The 16009-nt window shown below is 73.2% G+C and carries 13 protein-coding genes; 12 read left to right on the forward strand and 1 reads right to left on the reverse strand.

The genetic code is table 11. The features are described 5' to 3' along the window. Nucleotides 1-184 precede the first annotated feature (184 nt). The 6 genes from ACWDAK_RS16345 to ACWDAK_RS16370 all read left to right on the forward strand — a co-directional run bounded on the left by ACWDAK_RS16345 (nucleotide 185) and on the right by ACWDAK_RS16370 (nucleotide 4820). On the forward strand, nucleotides 185-1105 hold the full coding sequence (locus tag ACWDAK_RS16345; RefSeq protein ID WP_344638526.1) for a helix-turn-helix domain-containing protein: 921 nt from the start codon (nucleotides 185-187) through the stop codon (nucleotides 1103-1105). 73 nt (nucleotides 1106-1178) lie between these two features. Next, nucleotides 1179-2663 carry a 30S ribosomal protein S12 methylthiotransferase RimO gene (rimO, locus tag ACWDAK_RS16350; RefSeq protein WP_427393775.1) on the forward strand — a complete coding sequence of 495 codons (1485 nt, stop codon included), beginning with the start codon at nucleotides 1179-1181 and terminating at the stop codon, nucleotides 2661-2663. Then, nucleotides 2660-3298, forward strand: coding sequence for a CDP-diacylglycerol--glycerol-3-phosphate 3-phosphatidyltransferase (gene pgsA, locus ACWDAK_RS16355; RefSeq protein WP_344638528.1), 639 nt, complete (start codon nucleotides 2660-2662; stop codon nucleotides 3296-3298). Before rimO ends, pgsA begins: the two co-directional genes overlap by 4 nt. Then, on the forward strand, nucleotides 3295-3819 hold the full coding sequence (locus ACWDAK_RS16360) for a CinA family protein (protein ID WP_425557747.1): 525 nt from the start codon (nucleotides 3295-3297) through the stop codon (nucleotides 3817-3819). The genes pgsA and ACWDAK_RS16360 overlap by 4 nt, the downstream gene beginning before the upstream one ends. Before the next feature lie 286 nt (nucleotides 3820-4105). Continuing rightward, on the forward strand, nucleotides 4106-4477 hold the full coding sequence (locus ACWDAK_RS16365; protein WP_344638529.1) for a helix-turn-helix domain-containing protein: 372 nt from the start codon (nucleotides 4106-4108) through the stop codon (nucleotides 4475-4477). 163 nt (nucleotides 4478-4640) lie between these two features. Next, nucleotides 4641-4820 carry a hypothetical protein gene (locus tag ACWDAK_RS16370; RefSeq protein ID WP_427393774.1) on the forward strand — a complete coding sequence of 60 codons (180 nt, stop codon included), beginning with the start codon at nucleotides 4641-4643 and terminating at the stop codon, nucleotides 4818-4820. Nucleotides 4821-4852: 32 nt separating this feature from the next. On the opposite strand, the gene ACWDAK_RS16375 is transcribed toward ACWDAK_RS16370, so the two are convergent. Continuing rightward, nucleotides 4853-9580 carry an ATP-dependent helicase gene (locus ACWDAK_RS16375; protein WP_427393773.1) on the reverse strand — a complete coding sequence of 1576 codons (4728 nt, stop codon included), beginning with the start codon at nucleotides 9578-9580 and terminating at the stop codon, nucleotides 4853-4855. 206 nt (nucleotides 9581-9786) lie between these two features. Here ACWDAK_RS16375 and ACWDAK_RS16380 point away from each other — a divergent pair, with 206 nt between their 5' ends. From ACWDAK_RS16380 to recX, 6 genes are all read left to right on the forward strand, one after another. Continuing rightward, nucleotides 9787-11424, forward strand: coding sequence for a S8 family peptidase (locus ACWDAK_RS16380; protein WP_344638531.1), 1638 nt, complete (start codon nucleotides 9787-9789; stop codon nucleotides 11422-11424). A gap of 83 nt (nucleotides 11425-11507) precedes the next feature. Next, the gene (locus tag ACWDAK_RS16385) at nucleotides 11508-12080 is read left to right on the forward strand and encodes a GNAT family N-acetyltransferase (RefSeq protein WP_344638532.1); all 573 of its coding nucleotides are present in this window, start codon (nucleotides 11508-11510) and stop codon (nucleotides 12078-12080) included. A gap of 19 nt (nucleotides 12081-12099) precedes the next feature. After that, entirely contained in the window at nucleotides 12100-12294 is a 195-nt protein-coding gene (locus tag ACWDAK_RS16390; protein ID WP_344638533.1) for a DUF3046 domain-containing protein, read from the forward strand. A 69-nt stretch (nucleotides 12295-12363) separates the two neighbouring features. Further along, nucleotides 12364-13650, forward strand: a complete 1287-nt coding sequence (locus tag ACWDAK_RS16395; protein ID WP_449806475.1) for an AI-2E family transporter — start codon at nucleotides 12364-12366, stop codon at nucleotides 13648-13650. A gap of 147 nt (nucleotides 13651-13797) precedes the next feature. Next, nucleotides 13798-14907, forward strand: a complete 1110-nt coding sequence (gene recA / locus ACWDAK_RS16400) for a recombinase RecA (RefSeq protein WP_344638535.1) — start codon at nucleotides 13798-13800, stop codon at nucleotides 14905-14907. 16 nt (nucleotides 14908-14923) lie between these two features. Next, nucleotides 14924-15772 carry a recombination regulator RecX gene (recX, locus tag ACWDAK_RS16405; protein ID WP_344638536.1) on the forward strand — a complete coding sequence of 283 codons (849 nt, stop codon included), beginning with the start codon at nucleotides 14924-14926 and terminating at the stop codon, nucleotides 15770-15772. Nucleotides 15773-16009: the final 237 nt, after the last annotated feature.

A 16009-nucleotide genomic window follows, 5' to 3' on the forward strand; every position in this document is an offset into this window, starting at 1 on the left:
GGAAGCGGGTGAGGCCCGGTAGACGTGGAACCACCGACTCGGCCCGGGACGTCCACCGGGAAGGGGAGCCGGTGTGCCCGCCCGGTTGACCGCGGGTCAGCGCCCACCGGCAACAGGGGGCGCGTCGGGGTCCGCTCCGCTTGAGAAAGGCTCCGCCCCCGCCCCTAAACTGTCTTCTCAGCAGATGGCCAACGTCGAAAGGCGCTCTCCAGTGACCATCGGCAAGTCCCTCCGCCGCGCCAGTCGCCGGTCCTCCGCCACCCCCTCGGGGGCCGTTCCGGAGCAGCTGCCGTCCGCCGGGCCCGCCGCCGAAGCGGGGAGCATCGGCCGGGTACTCGCTGCGGCCCGGCTGGCCGCCGGGATGACGGTCGATCAGGTGAGTTCCGGTACCCGGGTCCGGGTGCCGATCGTGCGCGCCATCGAGGACGACGACTTCAGCCGCTGCGGCGGAGACTTCTACGCCCGCGGCCACATCAGGTCGATCGCCCGGGCGGTCGGTGTCGACGCCGAGCCGCTGGTCGCCAGGTACGACGCCGCGCACGGCGGACCGCCGGGGCTGCAGCGCCCGCGCCAGCTGCTGGACACCGGGCCGATCAAGGTCGCCGACCACCGGCGCCCGAACTGGACGGCCGCGATGACGGTTGCGATCGTCGTGGTGGTCGCGCTGATCGGCTTCAACCTGTTCGCCGGCAAGCCGAGCCGTTCCACGGCCGGCTCGGCCGACACCCCGCGGTCCGCCGCCGCCTCGACCGCGCCACGGTCCGGCCGGCCGTCCGCCACCACGGGGAGCGCCGCGTCGAGCGCCGCGGCATCGAGCCCTGGCGCGATCGCTGCCGCCCCGGCCGACAAGGTCACCGTCAAACTGGTCGCGGAGAAGGACACCAGCTGGGTTTCGGCCACCGACAGCAACGGTAAGTCGCTCTTCCAGAACAACCTGGACCAGGGCACCGACCAGACCTTCACCGACCCCAAGCAGATCAAGCTGGTGATCGGCAACGCGGCCGCCGTACACGTGTACGTCAACGGCAAGGACCTCGGCCCGGCGGGCGCCGACGGCCAGGTGGTGCACCTCACGTACACCCCGGGAGACCCGCAGACGGGCTGAGCGGACCCGTACATTCCGGGCGCGCGGCCTCCGGGGCGAACGGCACCGGAAGTCGCGCGTTAATCTTGGCCCTATGCCTGAACGCCGTACAGTCGCCCTTGTCACGCTCGGATGCGCCCGCAACGAGGTGGACTCCGAGGAACTCGCCGGGCGACTGGAGGCCGACGGCTGGCAGCTCGTCGACGACGCCTCCGAAGCCGACGTCGCCGTCGTCAACACCTGCGGGTTCGTCGAGGCTGCCAAGAAGGACTCCGTGGACGCCCTGCTGGAGGCCAACGACCTCAAAAACCACGGTCGTACCCAGGCCGTCGTCGCGGTCGGCTGCATGGCCGAGCGATACGGCAAGGAGCTCGCCGACGCGCTGCCCGAGGCGGACGGCGTGCTGGGCTTCGACGACTACGCCGACATCTCCGCCCGCCTGCAGACCATCCTCTCCGGCGGCCACCACGCCCCCCACATCCCGCGCGACCGCCGCAAGCTGCTCCCGCTGACCCCGGTCGAGCGCCAGGCGGCCGCCGCGGAGGTCGCGCTGCCGGGCCACGGCGCCCCCGAGGACCTCCCGGAGGGCGTCGCCCCCGCCTCCGGCCCGCGCACGCTGCGCAAGCGGCTGGACGACAGCCCGGTGGCCTCGATCAAGCTGGCCTCCGGCTGCGACCGCCGCTGCTCGTTCTGCGCCATCCCCGCCTTCCGCGGCTCCTTCATCTCCCGCCGCCCCTCCGACGTGCTGAACGAGGCCGCCTGGCTGGCCGGGCAGGGGGTGCGCGAGGTGGTACTTGTCAGCGAGAACAACACCTCGTACGGCAAGGACCTGGGCGACATCCGCCTGCTGGAGACGCTGCTGACCGAGATCGCCGCCATCGAGGGCATCGAGCGGGTCCGGGTCAGCTACCTGCAGCCCGCCGAGATGCGGCCCGGCCTGATCGACGCGATGACCTCGACCTCCGGCGTCGTCCCGTACTTCGACCTTTCCTTCCAGCACTCCGCCCCGGCGGTGCTGCGCCGGATGCGCCGCTTCGGGAACACCGACCAGTTCCTGGAGCTGCTGAAGACCATCAGGGACAAGGCCCCGCAGGCCGGCGCCCGCTCCAACTTCATCGTCGGCTTCCCCGGTGAGACCGAGGAGGACTTCGCCGAGCTGGAACGCTTCATCACGCACGCCGGGCTGGACGCGATCGGCGTCTTCGGCTACTCCGACGAGGACGGCACCGAGGCGGCGACCTACGACGGCAAGCTGCCCGAGGACGTGATCGCCGAGCGGCTGGCCAAGCTGTCCCGGCTCGCCGAGGAGATGACCGCGCAGCGCGCCGAGCAGCGGATCGGCACCGAGGTCACGGTGCTGGTCGAGTCGGTCGAGGACGGCGTGGTCGAGGGCCGGGCGGCCCACCAGGCTCCCGAGACGGACGGCCTGACCACCCTGCTGGGCGCCGAGCACGCCAAGGTCGGCGAGTTCCACCGCGCCGTCGTGGTTGGCACCGAGGGCGTCGACCTCGTCGCGGAGCTGATTCCGGCCAACACGGCCAGTGCGGACAGCGCGGACAACGCCGGGGCCGAGGCATGACCCAGGGGCCGGGCGCCCCAGCAGCGCCGCACCCGGGCCGCCCGGGGGCGGCGCTGCCGCCGCAGCCGGGCCTCTGGAACATCGCCAACGTCCTGACGATGGTCCGGCTGCTGCTGGTGCCGGTGTTCGTGGCGCTGCTCTTCGCGGCCGGCGGCCATGATCCAAAGTGGCGCTCGGTCGCCTGGGCCTCGTTCGCCATCGCGATGATCACCGACCTGTTCGACGGGGAACTGGCCCGCCGCAAGGGCCTGGTGACCGACTTCGGGAAGATCGCCGACCCGATCGCCGACAAGGCGATCATGGGCTCCGCGCTGGTCGGCCTCTCCGTCCTCGGCGACCTCGCCTGGTGGATCACCGTGGTCATCCTGGCCCGCGAGCTCGGCATCACCCTGCTGCGCTTCTGGGTGATCCGCTACGGCGTCATCCCGGCCAGCCGGGGCGGCAAGCTGAAGACCCTCACCCAGGGCATCGCGGTCGGCATGTACGTGCTGGTGCTCACCGGCTGGCTGGCCACCGGGCGGGCCGTGCTGATGGGCCTCGCCGTGGCGCTCACCGTCGGTACCGGGCTGGACTACATCGGACAGGCGATCCGGCTGCGCCGTGCCGGCATGGCCAAGGAGCGGGCCGAGCAGTGAACGACACCACCCCGGCGGACCGCGCGGCGGCACCGGACCACGGACTGGCCGAGCAGGTGCATGCCGCACTGCGCGGGCGCGGTGCCACACTGGCCGTCGCGGAGTCGCTGACCGGTGGCCTGCTGGCGGCGGCCCTGGTGGACGTCCCCGGCGCCTCCAGGACCTTCCGCGGCTCGGTCACCGCTTACGCCACCGACCTGAAGGCGTCCGTGCTCGGGGTGGACGAGGGCCTGCTGGCCGTCCACGGCCCGGTGCACCCCGTGGTGGCCCGGCAGATGGCCGACGGCGTCCGCAGACTGCTGGGCGCCACCTACGGACTGGCCACCACCGGAGTGGCCGGACCCGAGCCGCAGGACGGCCGGGAGGTCGGTACGGTACACGTGGCGCTGGCCGGGCCGGAGGGAACCTTCGTCGTCTCGCCCCGGCTGTCGGGAGCACGTGACAGAATCCGTGCCACTGCGGTGACCGCCGCGCTGGAGTTGCTCAGCGACCACATAGCGGCCGAATCCCCGTCGCGCTGAGATTGCCGGCAGTTTTCCTGAACCGGTACTGAACTGGCTGTCAGGGCTGGAGGATCGTGTTACACCAGATGGCCTGGTTGGGCAGAAACCAGGTAGCCGGGAAGTCGCGTGGCCTCGGCTGCGGGTCCAGAGCGGGCGCGTGGACGGTCCGGCCGGGGAACAAACAGGGGAGGGGACAGCCTTGCAGCCCACAGTGAACACGACCAGGGTCCCCGCACGCGATGCGGACAAGGCGGTACGGTGGGGGCGTGACATCTCGATCCGCAGTCCGAGGAGGGAGGCACCGATGATCCTGCTCCGTCGCCTACTGGGCGATGTGCTGCGTCGGCAGCGCCAGCGCCAGGGCCGCACACTCCGCGAGGTGTCGGCGGCCGCCAGGGTTTCGCTCGGGTACCTCTCCGAGGTCGAGCGGGGGCAGAAGGAGGCGTCCTCCGAACTGCTCTCCGCCATCTGCGACGCGCTTGATGTCCGGATGTCCGAGGTCATGCGCGAGGTCAGCGACGAGCTGTCGCTCGCCGAACTTGCGGCAATGGCCACCCTCTCGGATGGTGAACTGCTGAGGCCGGTACTCGAACCGGTTCCGCTGCCCGCTCCCGGCGTCGACCGGATGAGCGGTATCTCGCCCAAGGCTGCGGCCGTGGACGTGGTGGCGGCCTGACCGGACCTCGCCCTCCCCGCGTCAAGCGGGGGACGAGTGAAGGAGGCCGGCGATGCGGATGGTCCGGGCGGCCTGTGCCGCCGCACGACGATTCGTTCCCGCCCCTGGGCGAATAGAACTCGACCGGTGTTGGGGCCTGGCCGTGCCATCGACCGCGGCGGGCTTGGCACTCCTGTCGGCCCACGGGCTGCCGAGCGGTGATGCGGTGCTCGGGGTACTGGCGCTGGGCGGGTGGGGCATCGGACTCGTACCGGTGCACAGCAACCGCCGTCCGCTGACCGGGTCACAACACCGTACGGGTGAACCGCCCGAGGCGGAACCGGCGCCGCCGTTCGACGGCTAGCGCGTCCGGTTCCCAGGGGAAGCCAGGACCGCTCAGGCCCGCAGACGCAGGCCGCGCGGGGTGGGGTGGAAGCCGGTCTGCTCCAGGAGGCGGCCCAGGTCGGAGGTGAGCGCCGGCTCGCCGTTGGCACGCTCGATGGTGACGCTGCTGCCCAGGGCGCCCTGCCGGACCGCATCGGCCAGCGCCTCGACCGCCGCCGGCAGCGGCTGCCAGGCCAGCAGGGACTTCCCGCCGCGCTCGACGTACAGCACCAGCTCGCCGTCTATCAGCACCACCAGGGCACCCGCCTTGCGGCCGGGGCGGTGTGCGGCGGCGGTCGCCTTGCCACCCGACGGGGTCGGGGGCTCCGGCCAGGGCAGTGCGGCGCCGTAGGCGTTGGCCGGATCGGCCGCCGCCAGCACCAGGACCTGGGGCGGCTCGACTCCGGTGCCGCTGCCCGGCCACCCGGTGGCGGCGGCCCGCTCCAGCCGGCCGTTGACCGAGCGCAGCCGGTCGGCCGCGCCGTCCATGGCGAACTGGGCGCCGCCGAGGCCCTCCACGAAGTAGCCCCGCCGGGCCCGGCCGCGCTCCTCGAAGGCGGCGAGCACCCGGTACACCCCCGCGAAGCCTCCCGGAACGCGCTCGGCGGCGACCGTGCCCCGGGTGAGCACACCGTGCCGGTCGAGCAGGCTCTGGGCCTGTGCGGCGGCCCGGACCGTAGCGTCCTCGGTGAACACGGGCAGCAGCGACCAGCGCCCGGCCGCCGTCGGCGGGCCGGAGCGCAGTGCGCTCGTCGGGCGGCCGAAGCCGCGCCCGGCCCCGCCGTAGCGGCCGCGTGGGGTGGCGCGGGGCGTGCGGTGCGCGGTGGCGCCGGCGGTGCGGCCGGAGCCGAGCAGGGCCCGCAACGGGGCCAGGGTGTCGTTGGTGACGTACCCGGCCCAGACCAAGTCCCAGAGGGCTTCGGTGAGTTCCGCGGCGGGTGTGTCCGGCACCCGGTCGGCGAGCTGGCGGAAGAACAGGCCGTATCCGCCGGCCAGGGCGTCCAGCAGGGCGGTGTGCACGGGTGTCAGCGCGGGCGGCACCGGCTCGGGGCGGAGCAGGTGGGCGGACTCTGGCAGATGCAGGCTGATCCAGCCGTCCTTGCCGGCCAGCGCGCCCGCGCCGGACCAGCCGACCTCACCGGCCGCCATCAGCTCGTCCAGCATTCCCGGGGTGTAGCCGGACAGCCGGGCCGGCAGGATCAGCTTCTCCACGGCGGAGGCGGGCAGCGCGGAGCCCTGGAGCTGTTCGACCACGCGCAGCAGGCCGTCGAGACCGCGCAGCCGGTGGCCGGCCAGGTGCTGCCACTGGGGCAGGAAGGCGGCCAGCGTGCGCGGCGGGACCGGCTCGACCTCCTGGCGCAGCGCGGCCAGCGAGCGGCGGCGCAGCCTGCGCAGCACCTCGCTGTCGCACCACTCGGCGGTGGCGGTGTGGCCCTCACGGGGGGCGGCGTGAAGCGCCTCCCAGGACGGGTGGTGGGGGGCGACGGGCGGGCGGAACTCGCCCTGGACCAGGCGGCCGGCGGCAGTGAGCCGGTGCAGGGCGCCGGTGACCACGGCCGCGCCCAGGCCGAACCGTGAGGCAGCCTCAGCCGCCGTGAACGGCCCATGGGTACGGGCGTACCGCGCGAGCAGATCGCCCAGCGGGTCCTTCACCGGCTCGGTGAAGGCCTCCGGAACGCCGACCGGCAGCGGGGTGCCGAGGGCGTCGCGGAGCCGTCCGGCGTCCTCGACCGCCGCCCAGCGCGGTTCGCCGCCGATCCGGACCCGGATGGCGCGGCGGGCGGCCTCCAGCTCCAGTGCCCAGATCGGCTCGGCGCCGCGTGCCGTCAACTCGGCCTCACTGAGCGGGCCGAGCAGGCGGAGCGCGTCGGCGACGCCCTCCATGTCCTTGATCCGCCGGTCGGGGGTGAGGCGTTGGAGCTCGGCCTCCAACTCGGCGAGCACGTCCGGGTCCAGCAGTTCACGGAGCTCGGCCTGGCCGAGCAGCTCGGACAGCAGCCGGGAGTCCAGCGAGAGGGCGGCGGCGCGGCGCTCGGCGAGCGGGGAGTCGCCCTCGTACAGGAACTGGGCGACGTAGCCGAAGAGCAGGGAGCGGGCGAAGGGGGAGGGTTCAGGGGTGGTGACCTCCACCAGGCGTACGGCGCGCGACTCCAGATCGCGCATCAACTCGACCAGACCCGGGACGTCGAACACGTCCTGGAGACATTCGCGGACGGCCTCCAGCACGATCGGGAAGGAGCCGTACTCGGCAGCCACCTCAAGGAGTTGGGAGGCGCGCTGTCGCTGCTGCCACAGGGGCGTGCGCTTGCCGGGGCTGCGCCGGGGGAGCAGTAGCGCGCGCCCGGCGCACTCGCGGAAGCGCGAGGCGAACAGTGCGGAGCCGCCGACCTGGTCGGTGACCAGCTGTTCGATCTCCTCGGCCTCGAAGAGCGCGGCGTCGGCGCCGACCGGAGCCTCGTCCGAAACGGGCCCCTCGGACGGGAAGTCGAGCAGGTCGGCGTCCGGCAGGCGGAGCACGATGCCGTCGTCGGCGTGCATCACCTGCGGGTCCAGGCCGTGCTTCTCGCGCAGGCGGGCACCGAGGGCCAGCGCCCAGGGAGCGTGCACCTGAGCGCCGAAGGGGGAGTGGATGACGATCCGCCAGTCGCCGAGCTCGTCGCGGAATCGCTCGACCACGATGGTGCGGTCGTCCGGCAGGTGGCCGCAGGCGGCGCGCTGCTCGGCAAGGTAGGTGAGCAGATTGCCGGCCGCCCAGTCGTCGAGACCGGCCGCCTTGAGGCGGGTGGTGGCCTCCTCGGGTGTCAGCGAGCCCAGCTCGCGGACGAACGCGCCTACCGCGCGGCCGAGTTCGAGCGGACGACCGAGGGCGTCGCCCTTCCAGAACGGGAGCCGCCCGGGGATGCCGGGGGCCGGAGTGACCAGCACCTTGTCGTGGGTGATCTCCTCGATCCGCCAGGAGGTGGTGCCCAGGGTGAAGACATCGCCGACCCGGGATTCGTACACCATCTCCTCGTCCAGCTCGCCCACCCGTCGCCCGCCGCCACCCTTCTTCGGGTCGGTGCCGGCGATGAAGACGCCGAACAGGCCGCGGTCGGGGATGGTGCCGCCGGAGGTGACGGCGAGGCGCTGGGCACCGGGTCGGCCGGTGACCGTGCCGGCGACCCGGTCCCACACCAGACGGGGCCGCAACTCGGCGAAGGCGTCGGAGGGATAGCGGCCGGCGAGCATGTCCAGCACGCCGTCGAAGGCGGACTGCGGCAGGGTGGCGAAGGGCGCGGCCCGGCGGACCAGGGCGAGCAACTCGTCCACGTCCCAGGTGTCCAGGGCGGTGATGGCGACCAACTGCTGCGCCAGCACGTCCAGTGGGTTGCGCGGGATGCGCAGCGCCTCGATCCGCCCGGCGCGCATCCGCTCCGTCACCACCGCCGACTGCACCAAGTCGCCCCGGTACTTGGGGAAGACCACGCCGGTGGAGACGGCCCCGACCTGGTGGCCCGCCCGGCCGACCCGCTGCAGGCCGGAGGCGACCGAAGGCGGTGACTCGACCTGGACCACCAGCTCCACCGCGCCCATGTCGATGCCCAGCTCCAGGCTGGAGGTGGCCACCACCGCCGGCAGTCGACCGGCCTTCAGCTCCTCCTCGACCAGGGCGCGCTGCTCCTTGGAGACCGAGCCGTGGTGCGCCCTGGCCAGTACCGGGGGCGCGCCCTTGGCGACACCGGACTCGCCCATCAGCTGCGCCGGGGCGTGCGATTCGGTTGGCGCCCCGGCGCGGCCCCGCGAATCGGACTCGGTGCCGGCGGCGCGCTCGACGGCGATCTCGTTCAGCCGGTTGCAGAGCCGCTCGGCGAGGCGGCGCGAGTTGGCGAAGACGATGGTCGAGCGGTGGGCCTGGACCAGGTCGACGATCCGCTCCTCGACATGCGGCCAGATCGAGCTCTGCCGGGCCGGGTCGCCGTCCGCGCCGGCGGGCAGCTCGTCCAGATCGGCGACCGGAACGACCACCGAGAGGTCGAACCGCTTGGCGGCGGGCGGCTGGACGATCGCGGCGCCGCGCTGCGGGCTGAGGAACCTGGCCACCTCCTCGACCGGCCTGACGGTGGCGGAGAGGCCGATCCGGCGGGCCGGGCGCTCCAGCAGTTCGTCCAGCCGCTCCAGGCTGAGGGCGAGGTGGGCGCCGCGCTTGGTGCCGGCGACGGCGTGCACCTCGTCCAGGATCACGGTGTCGATGCCGCGCAGCGCCTCCCGGGAAGCGGAGGTGAGCAGCAGGAACAGCGACTCCGGGGTGGTGATCAGGATGTCCGGCGGATGGCTCGCGAACCGGCGGCGGTCGGCGGCGGGGGTGTCGCCGGAGCGGATGGCCACCTGGACCTCCGGCTCCGGCAGGCCCAGCCGGACCGCGGCCTGGTGCAGCCCCGTGAGCGGCGCGCGGAGGTTGCGCTCGACGTCCACCGCGAGGGCCTTGAGCGGCGAGATGTAGAGGACCCGGCAGCGGCGCTTGGGGTCGGCGGGCGGCGGGGCGCTGCTGAGCCGGTCGAGCGCGGAGAGGAAGGCCGCCAGCGTCTTCCCGGAACCGGTGGGGGCGACCACCAGGACGTCCGTCTCCCGCCGGATGGCCGCCCAGGCCTCGGACTGGGCGGTGGTGGGTGCGGTGAAGGCACCCGTGAACCAGGCCCTGGTCGCGGGGGCGAACCCCGCGAGCGGGTCGGGAGCCGAGTCCTCTCCGGTGCGTCGCGCCATGCCCCAATGGTGCAGCCCGGCACTGACAACCGGAGCGGCCCCGCCGGTGCGGGCCGCCGGAGCCGCGGTACGGGCCGTCGGCGGTGCTGCCGGGGGCGGAGCCGGGCGACCGTCTGACCTAGTCCAACGGGTCAATTGGGATAAACCGCTCATATTGTGATGATTCAGTCCGGTGATCGCTGGAGCCGAGGAGCGGAGGCGGCGCGATGGAACGGGTCGGTCCGGCCTGTGGCAAGCCCGCGAAGCGCTCCGGCGGCCCGGCACGCGTCCTGCTGGCCATGCTGCTGACCGCCCTGCTGCTCGGCGCCGTCCCCTACATCTCCGGGCCCGGCCGCTCCTACCTCAGCTACCTGGTGCTCGCCGACCGGCAGGACGCCGGGGGAGCCACCCGGGCCGCCGGGCTCACCCGGGCGGCGGGCGGGCAGGTGGTCCAGGAGTACCCGCAGATCGGCGTGGTGCTCGCGTACGCCGACGACGGGTTCGCCGGACGGCTCCGCGGGCAGCCCGGGGTGGCGGCGGTCGGGGCGACCAGGACGGAGGCGGTGCCCGGTCCGCCGGGCTCGTTGGCCGGCATCGGCGACTTCCAGCGCGGCGACGCACTGGGCCCGGGGGCGCGGGCGACCGGGCAGCTCCGCGGCGGGCCGGCCGCGCGGTTCCCCGAGCCAGGGGACGGTTGCCGTGACCGGGCCGGGTGCGACGGCCTCACGCCGGGACCCGCGTCCGACGGCACCATGGGGTCCGCCGAGGCCGCCGTGCCCGACCCGCGGGAGGCCGCCGAGTGGAACCTCGCCATGATCGGTGCGGTCGAGGGCCCCGAGAGCGCCACCACCCTGCTGCGCGGCCCGGCCCTCGACCGCGGCTCGGACCGGCCGCTGCCCTCCGCCCAGCAACTGCGCCGGGTGCTGGTGGCGGTGCTGGACTCGGGGGTCGACGACACCCACCCGGACCTGCGCAGCGCCGTGGACCCGCAGGCGTCGGCCTCCTGCGCCGACGGCCGCCCCGATCCCCGGTACGGCGCCTGGCGCCCGGACGAGGGCGTGACCGAGAGCGGCCACGGCACCCACGTCGCCGGGATCATCGGTGCGGCCCGGGACGGCAAGGGCGTCACCGGGGTCGCCCCGGGCGTCAGGATCGCCGCCGTCCGGCTGCTCGGGCCGCTCGGCCAGTACTACACCGAGAACATCGTCTGCGGCCTGCTCTGGGCGGCCGACCACGGGGCCAAAGCGATCAACGACAGCTACTTCGCCGACCCCTGGAAGTACAACTGCCCCGAGGACCCGGACCAGGCCGCGCTGATCACCGCGGTCGGCCGGGCCGTCGCGTACGCCCAGCGGCAGGGCGCCGTGGTGGTGGCATCCGCCGGCAACGACGGGCAGGACCTCGGCGCCGCCCGGGCCGACCAGCGCAGCCCGAACGACCGGACCTCCGGACCCGCGGAGGACCGGCGCCTGGGCACCGAGTGCATCCGCCTCCCCGGCGAGCTGCCCGGTGTGGTGGCGGTCGGCGCGGTGGACCGCAGCGGGATGCCGACCGGGTACTCCAACTACGGCCACGGCCGGATCACCCTGGCCGCACCGGGCGGCGATCCGGACGGCGGGGCGCTCGGCGGGATCGTCTCGGACTGGCCCGGCGGCCGGTACGCCGCGCTCGCCGGCACCTCGATGGCCGCCGCCCATGTGACCGGCGCGATCGCGGTGGCGGCCGCCGAGCACCCCGACTTCGGACCGGACCGGACCGTCGCGCTGCTCATCCTGGCGGCCGCGGCCAACTGCCCGCTCGGACAGGGCCGTTGCGCGGAGCGCGACTACTACGGCGCCGGGGTGCTCGCCCTGCCCAGGGGGTGAGGGCCGCAGCCGGCCCGGCGGCCGCGGCGGCGGACCGGGGAAAGGGCGTGCGGCCGGGTGGACGGTTCGGGCAGCATTGGCGGATGCACGTTCATCTGGAGACCGAGCGCCTGATCCTGCGCCGCTTCACCCCCGAGGACGTCGACCTCCTGATGGAACTCGACTCCGACCCGGAGGTGATGCGCTACCTGTCCGGAGGCCGGGCCACGCCCCGGGAGGAGGTCGAGGAGCGGATCCTGCCGCTGTACTTCTCCTACTACCGGCGCTTCCCGGCGCTCGGTTACTGGGCGGCGCTGGAGCGGGCCGGTGGCGGGTTCCTGGGCTGGTTCGAGTTCCGGCCGCCGGATCCGGACCGTCCGGACGAGGTCGAACTCGGCTACCGGCTGCGGCGCCCGGCCTGGGGCCGCGGCTACGCCACCGAAGGCGCGCGGGCGCTGATCCGCAAGGGATTCGGCGAACCCGGCGTGGAGCGGGTCTTCGCCCAGACCATGACGGTCAACCGGGGCTCCCGCCGAGTGATGGAGAAGGCCGGGCTGCGCTACGTGCGCACCTTCTTCGCCGACTGGCCCGAGGCGATCGACGGCTCCGAACACGGCGAGGTCGAGTACGCGCTGGAGCGGGCCGAGTGGCACCGGCTCCAGCCGGGTCCGCGCTGACGGAGGGGATACTGGGGCCATGAGGCTGACCGAGTTCTGGCGACGGATGTACGAGCACTTCGGCGAGGCGTACGCCGAGTCCTTCGCGAGCGACCACGTGATGAGCGAACTCGGCGGACGGACGGTCCGGCAGGCGCTGGAGGCCGGCTGGGAGGCCAAGGACGTCTGGCGGGTGGTCTGCGACAGCCAGGGGGTCTCGGCGCTGCTGCGCTGAGGCCACGGGCCGTCCGGTGCGGCGGAGTCCCGGCGCACCGGGGCGCAGGCCGGCCAGCACCGGCCGGCCATGGGTGAGACTGGGCTGGTGGTTAGTAGCGCAGAGCCCCAGAAGACCGACCGGACCGTCTCGGACCAAGACTCTCCGCCCGCCCGCCGCACCGCCCTGCGGGGTGAGGCGATGCCTCGTTGGCTACCCAGGGCGATGATGCTGGCGCTGCTCCTGGTGGGCGCGTTCAAGCTCGCCGACTGGGCGTTCCACCAGCTCATCGACCTCTTCGTGATGCTGCTGGTGGCCTTCTTCCTGTCACTGGCGATCGAACCGGCGGTGGACCGGATGGCCGCCCGCGGGGTGCGGCGCGGCCTCGGTACGTTCCTGGTCTTCATCGCCCTGGCGATCGCGGTCGCGGGCTTCCTCACCTCGCTCGGCACGCTGCTGGTGGACCAGGTGGCGAGGATCGCCGGCGATCTGCCCCACCTGGTCGACAACCTGATCGGCTGGATCAACCGGACGTTCCACCAGGACCTGTCGCCCGGGCAGCTCCAGCAGCGGGTGCTCCGGGACTCCGGGAGCATCGAGAAGTACGCCCAGCAGGCCGCCGACAATGTGTGGGGCCTGTCCAGCACACTGGTCGGCGGGCTGTTCCAGGCGTTCACGGTGGGCCTGTTCACCTTCTACCTGACCGCGGACGGGCCCCGGGTGCGGCGGACCGTCTGCTCGCTGCTGCCGCCCGCGAAGCAGGCGGAGGTGCTCCGGGCCTGGGAGATCGCGCTGGCCAAGACCGGCGGCTACCTCTACTCCCGGGCGCTGCTGGCGGTGGCCTCGGCCGTCGCGCACTGGGTCGTGTTCGCGCTGCTCGGACTCCCGTACGCGGGGGCGCTGGCGATCTGGGTCGGGGTGATGTCGCAGTTCGTCCCGACCATCGGCACCTACCTGGCCGGGGCGCTGCCGGTGATCGTCGCGCTCACCGTGAAGCCGGTGGACGCGCTCTGGGTGCTGACCTTCGTGATCGTCTACCAGCAGATCGAGAACTATCTGCTGCACCCGCGGATCACCGCGAAGACGGTGGACGTGCACCCGGCGGTGGCCTTCGGCTCGGTGATCGCCGGGGCGGCGCTGCTCGGCGCGGTCGGCGCGCTGATCGCGATCCCGGCGGCCGCCACCCTGCAGGGCTTCGTCGGGACGTACGTCCGCAGGTACGAGGTCGCCACCGACCCGCGGATCGACCGCGGCGAGGAGCGTAGGCGGCTGGCCAGGGAGCGTACGAGGGAGACCGCGAGCCGGTTGCGACGCCTGGTCGGTTCCGATGGACCGGAGGATTCCGCAGGTCAGAGTGGTGACGGCGAGGGAAGCTAGGCAGTTCGTTCTATTCGAACGCCTGTTCCCTATACTGTTCAGTGGCGAGTTATCCACAGGCTGAGCCCGATTCGGGTCGATTGTCGGTGGGACGCGCTAGCGTCGAGGACGATGAAGCGCACAGCACAGAACCCGAGGGTGGAAGCCATGGCAGGTACGGACCGCGAGAAGGCTCTTGAGACCGCACTCGCCCAGATTGAGCGGCAGTTCGGCAAGGGCTCGGTGATGCGCCTGGGCGAGAAGGCCAACGAGCCGGTCGACGTGATCCCCACCGGGTCCACGGCCCTCGACATCGCGCTCGGCGTCGGCGGTATCCCGCGCGGCCGGGTCATCGAGATCTACGGCCCCGAGTCCTCCGGTAAGACCACGCTCACCCTGCACCTGGCGGCCAACGCCCAGCGCGCGGGCGGCACGGTCGCGTTCGTGGACGCGGAGCACGCACTCGACCCGGAGTACGCCAAGAAGCTCGGCGTGGACACCGACGCCCTGCTGGTCAGCCAGCCGGACACCGGTGAGCAGGCCCTGGAGATCACCGACATGCTGATCCGCTCCGGCGCGATCGACCTGGTGATCATCGACTCCGTCGCGGCACTGGTGCCGCGCGCGGAGATCGAGGGCGAGATGGGCGACTCGCACGTCGGTCTGCAGGCCCGGCTGATGAGCCAGGCTCTGCGCAAGATCGCCGGCGCGCTGAACCAGTCGAACACCACCGCGATCTTCATCAACCAGCTGCGCGAGAAGATCGGTGTGATGTTCGGCTCCCCGGAGACCACGACCGGTGGCCGGGCGCTGAAGTTCTACGCCTCGGTCCGACTGGACATCCGCCGGATCGAGACCCTGAAGGACGGCACCGAGGCGGTCGGTAACCGTACCCGGGTCAAGGTCGTCAAGAACAAGGTGGCGGCCCCCTTCAAGCAGGCCGAGTTCGACATCCTCTACGGCATCGGCATCAGCCGCGAGGGCGGCCTGATCGACATGGGCGTCGAGCACGGCTTCATCCGCAAGTCGGGCGCCTGGTACACCTACGAGGGCGACCAGCTCGGGCAGGGCAAGGAGAACGCCCGCAACTTCCTGCGGGACAACCCGCAGCTGGCCGACGAGATCGAGAAGAAGATCAAGACGAAGCTGGGCATCGGTGTGAAGGGCGGCGCCGAGGACGACACCGCCCCGGCCGCCGAGGCCGATGGCGCCGCCAAGCCGATCACCGCCACGGCCACCAAGACCGCGGCGGCGAAGAAGGCGGCGGCCAAGGCCTGAGTCGGTCGAGGCACGAGTGAGGTACGAGGACGAGTGGTCGCCGGGGGCCGCCCCCGGCTCCGGTGACCACGGCCCACCGGACTGGTGGACGGGAAGCGCGGAGGAGGAGACTCCGGACGACTTCGCGGAGCTCGGGGTGGTCCGCGCTTCCGAGCTGCCCTCCGGGCGGCGGCGGCGGAGGACGGCCGTGGCCGCTGAGCAGCCGGCGGTCATCGACGAGCCCGCCTCCGAGGAGCCGGTCGGAGAGCGGCGGCGCAGCCCCCTGGGAGAGGGGCGGCGCGGTCGCGGGGAGGGGCACCCGGAGCGGTCCGGCCGGCCGGAGCGCTCGGGCGGGGCGGCTCGCGCGAAGAGGGCGGAGCGGTCGGCGCGCGAGGAAGCGGTCGACCCGGAGGCCAGGGCACGGGACATCTGTCTGCGCCTGCTCACCGGCGCGGCCAAGACCCGTAAGCAGTTGGCCGAGGCACTCCGCAGGCGGGAGATCCCGGACGAGGTCGCGGAGGAGGTGCTCTCGCGCTTCGAGGAGGTCGGGCTGATCGACGACGCCGCCTTCGCCGAGGCGTGGGTGGAGTCGCGGCACACCGTTCGGGGCCTGTCCCGGCGGGCGTTGGCGCAGGAGCTCCGGACCAAGGGGGTGGCCGGTGACCTGGTCGAACAGGCGGTCGCCCAACTGGGCGAGGACGACGAGACGGAGGCTGCCCGGGCGCTGGTCGACCGGAAGCTGCGGTCGACCCGGGGGCTGGAGCGGGACACCCGGATCCGCCGCCTGGTCGGCATGCTCGCCCGGCGCGGCTATTCGGAAGGCCTGGCCTTCCGAGTGGTGCGGGACGCGCTGGACGCGGAGGGCGACTCCGCGGGGGCTTGGTAGTGCCGACCGGGGGATCACGGCTGGTCGGGCTGCCCTCGGAGCGCGGGGGGATCGCGGAACGGAAGGGCGGGCCGGGTACTCCGGCGGGCAGGGGCGCCGCCCCACCAGGGGCCGTCGTGCAACCTGCTCCCGGAGCCCGGAGCCCGGAGCCCGGAGCCCGGAGCCCGGAGCCCGGAGCCCTGCCAGCCGTCGGTGTCTTCCGAACCGCGCCGTTCCCGCTGCCCGAAGAGTTGACCC

The sequence above is a fragment of the Kitasatospora sp. NPDC001175 genome (genome assembly GCF_053598215.1).

Excerpts from the sequence above, each read along its gene's own strand:
- ACWDAK_RS16345 (WP_344638526.1), top strand. The coding sequence starts at position 185 with ATGGCCAACGTCGAAAGGCGCTCTCCAGTGACCATCGGCAAGTCCCTC.
- ACWDAK_RS16390 (WP_344638533.1), top strand. The coding sequence starts at position 12,100 with ATGAGGCTGACCGAGTTCTGGCGACGGATGTACGAGCACTTCGGCGAG.
- ACWDAK_RS16365 (WP_344638529.1), top strand. The coding sequence starts at position 4,106 with ATGATCCTGCTCCGTCGCCTACTGGGCGATGTGCTGCGTCGGCAGCGC.
- ACWDAK_RS16375 (WP_427393773.1), bottom strand. The coding sequence starts at position 9,580 with ATGGCGCGACGCACCGGAGAGGACTCGGCTCCCGACCCGCTCGCGGGG.
- ACWDAK_RS16385 (WP_344638532.1), top strand. The coding sequence starts at position 11,508 with ATGCACGTTCATCTGGAGACCGAGCGCCTGATCCTGCGCCGCTTCACC.
- rimO (WP_427393775.1), top strand. The coding sequence starts at position 1,179 with ATGCCTGAACGCCGTACAGTCGCCCTTGTCACGCTCGGATGCGCCCGC.
- ACWDAK_RS16395 (WP_449806475.1), top strand. The coding sequence starts at position 12,364 with ATGGGTGAGACTGGGCTGGTGGTTAGTAGCGCAGAGCCCCAGAAGACC.
- pgsA (WP_344638528.1), top strand. The coding sequence starts at position 2,660 with ATGACCCAGGGGCCGGGCGCCCCAGCAGCGCCGCACCCGGGCCGCCCG.
- ACWDAK_RS16380 (WP_344638531.1), top strand. The coding sequence starts at position 9,787 with ATGGAACGGGTCGGTCCGGCCTGTGGCAAGCCCGCGAAGCGCTCCGGC.
- recA (WP_344638535.1), top strand. The coding sequence starts at position 13,798 with ATGGCAGGTACGGACCGCGAGAAGGCTCTTGAGACCGCACTCGCCCAG.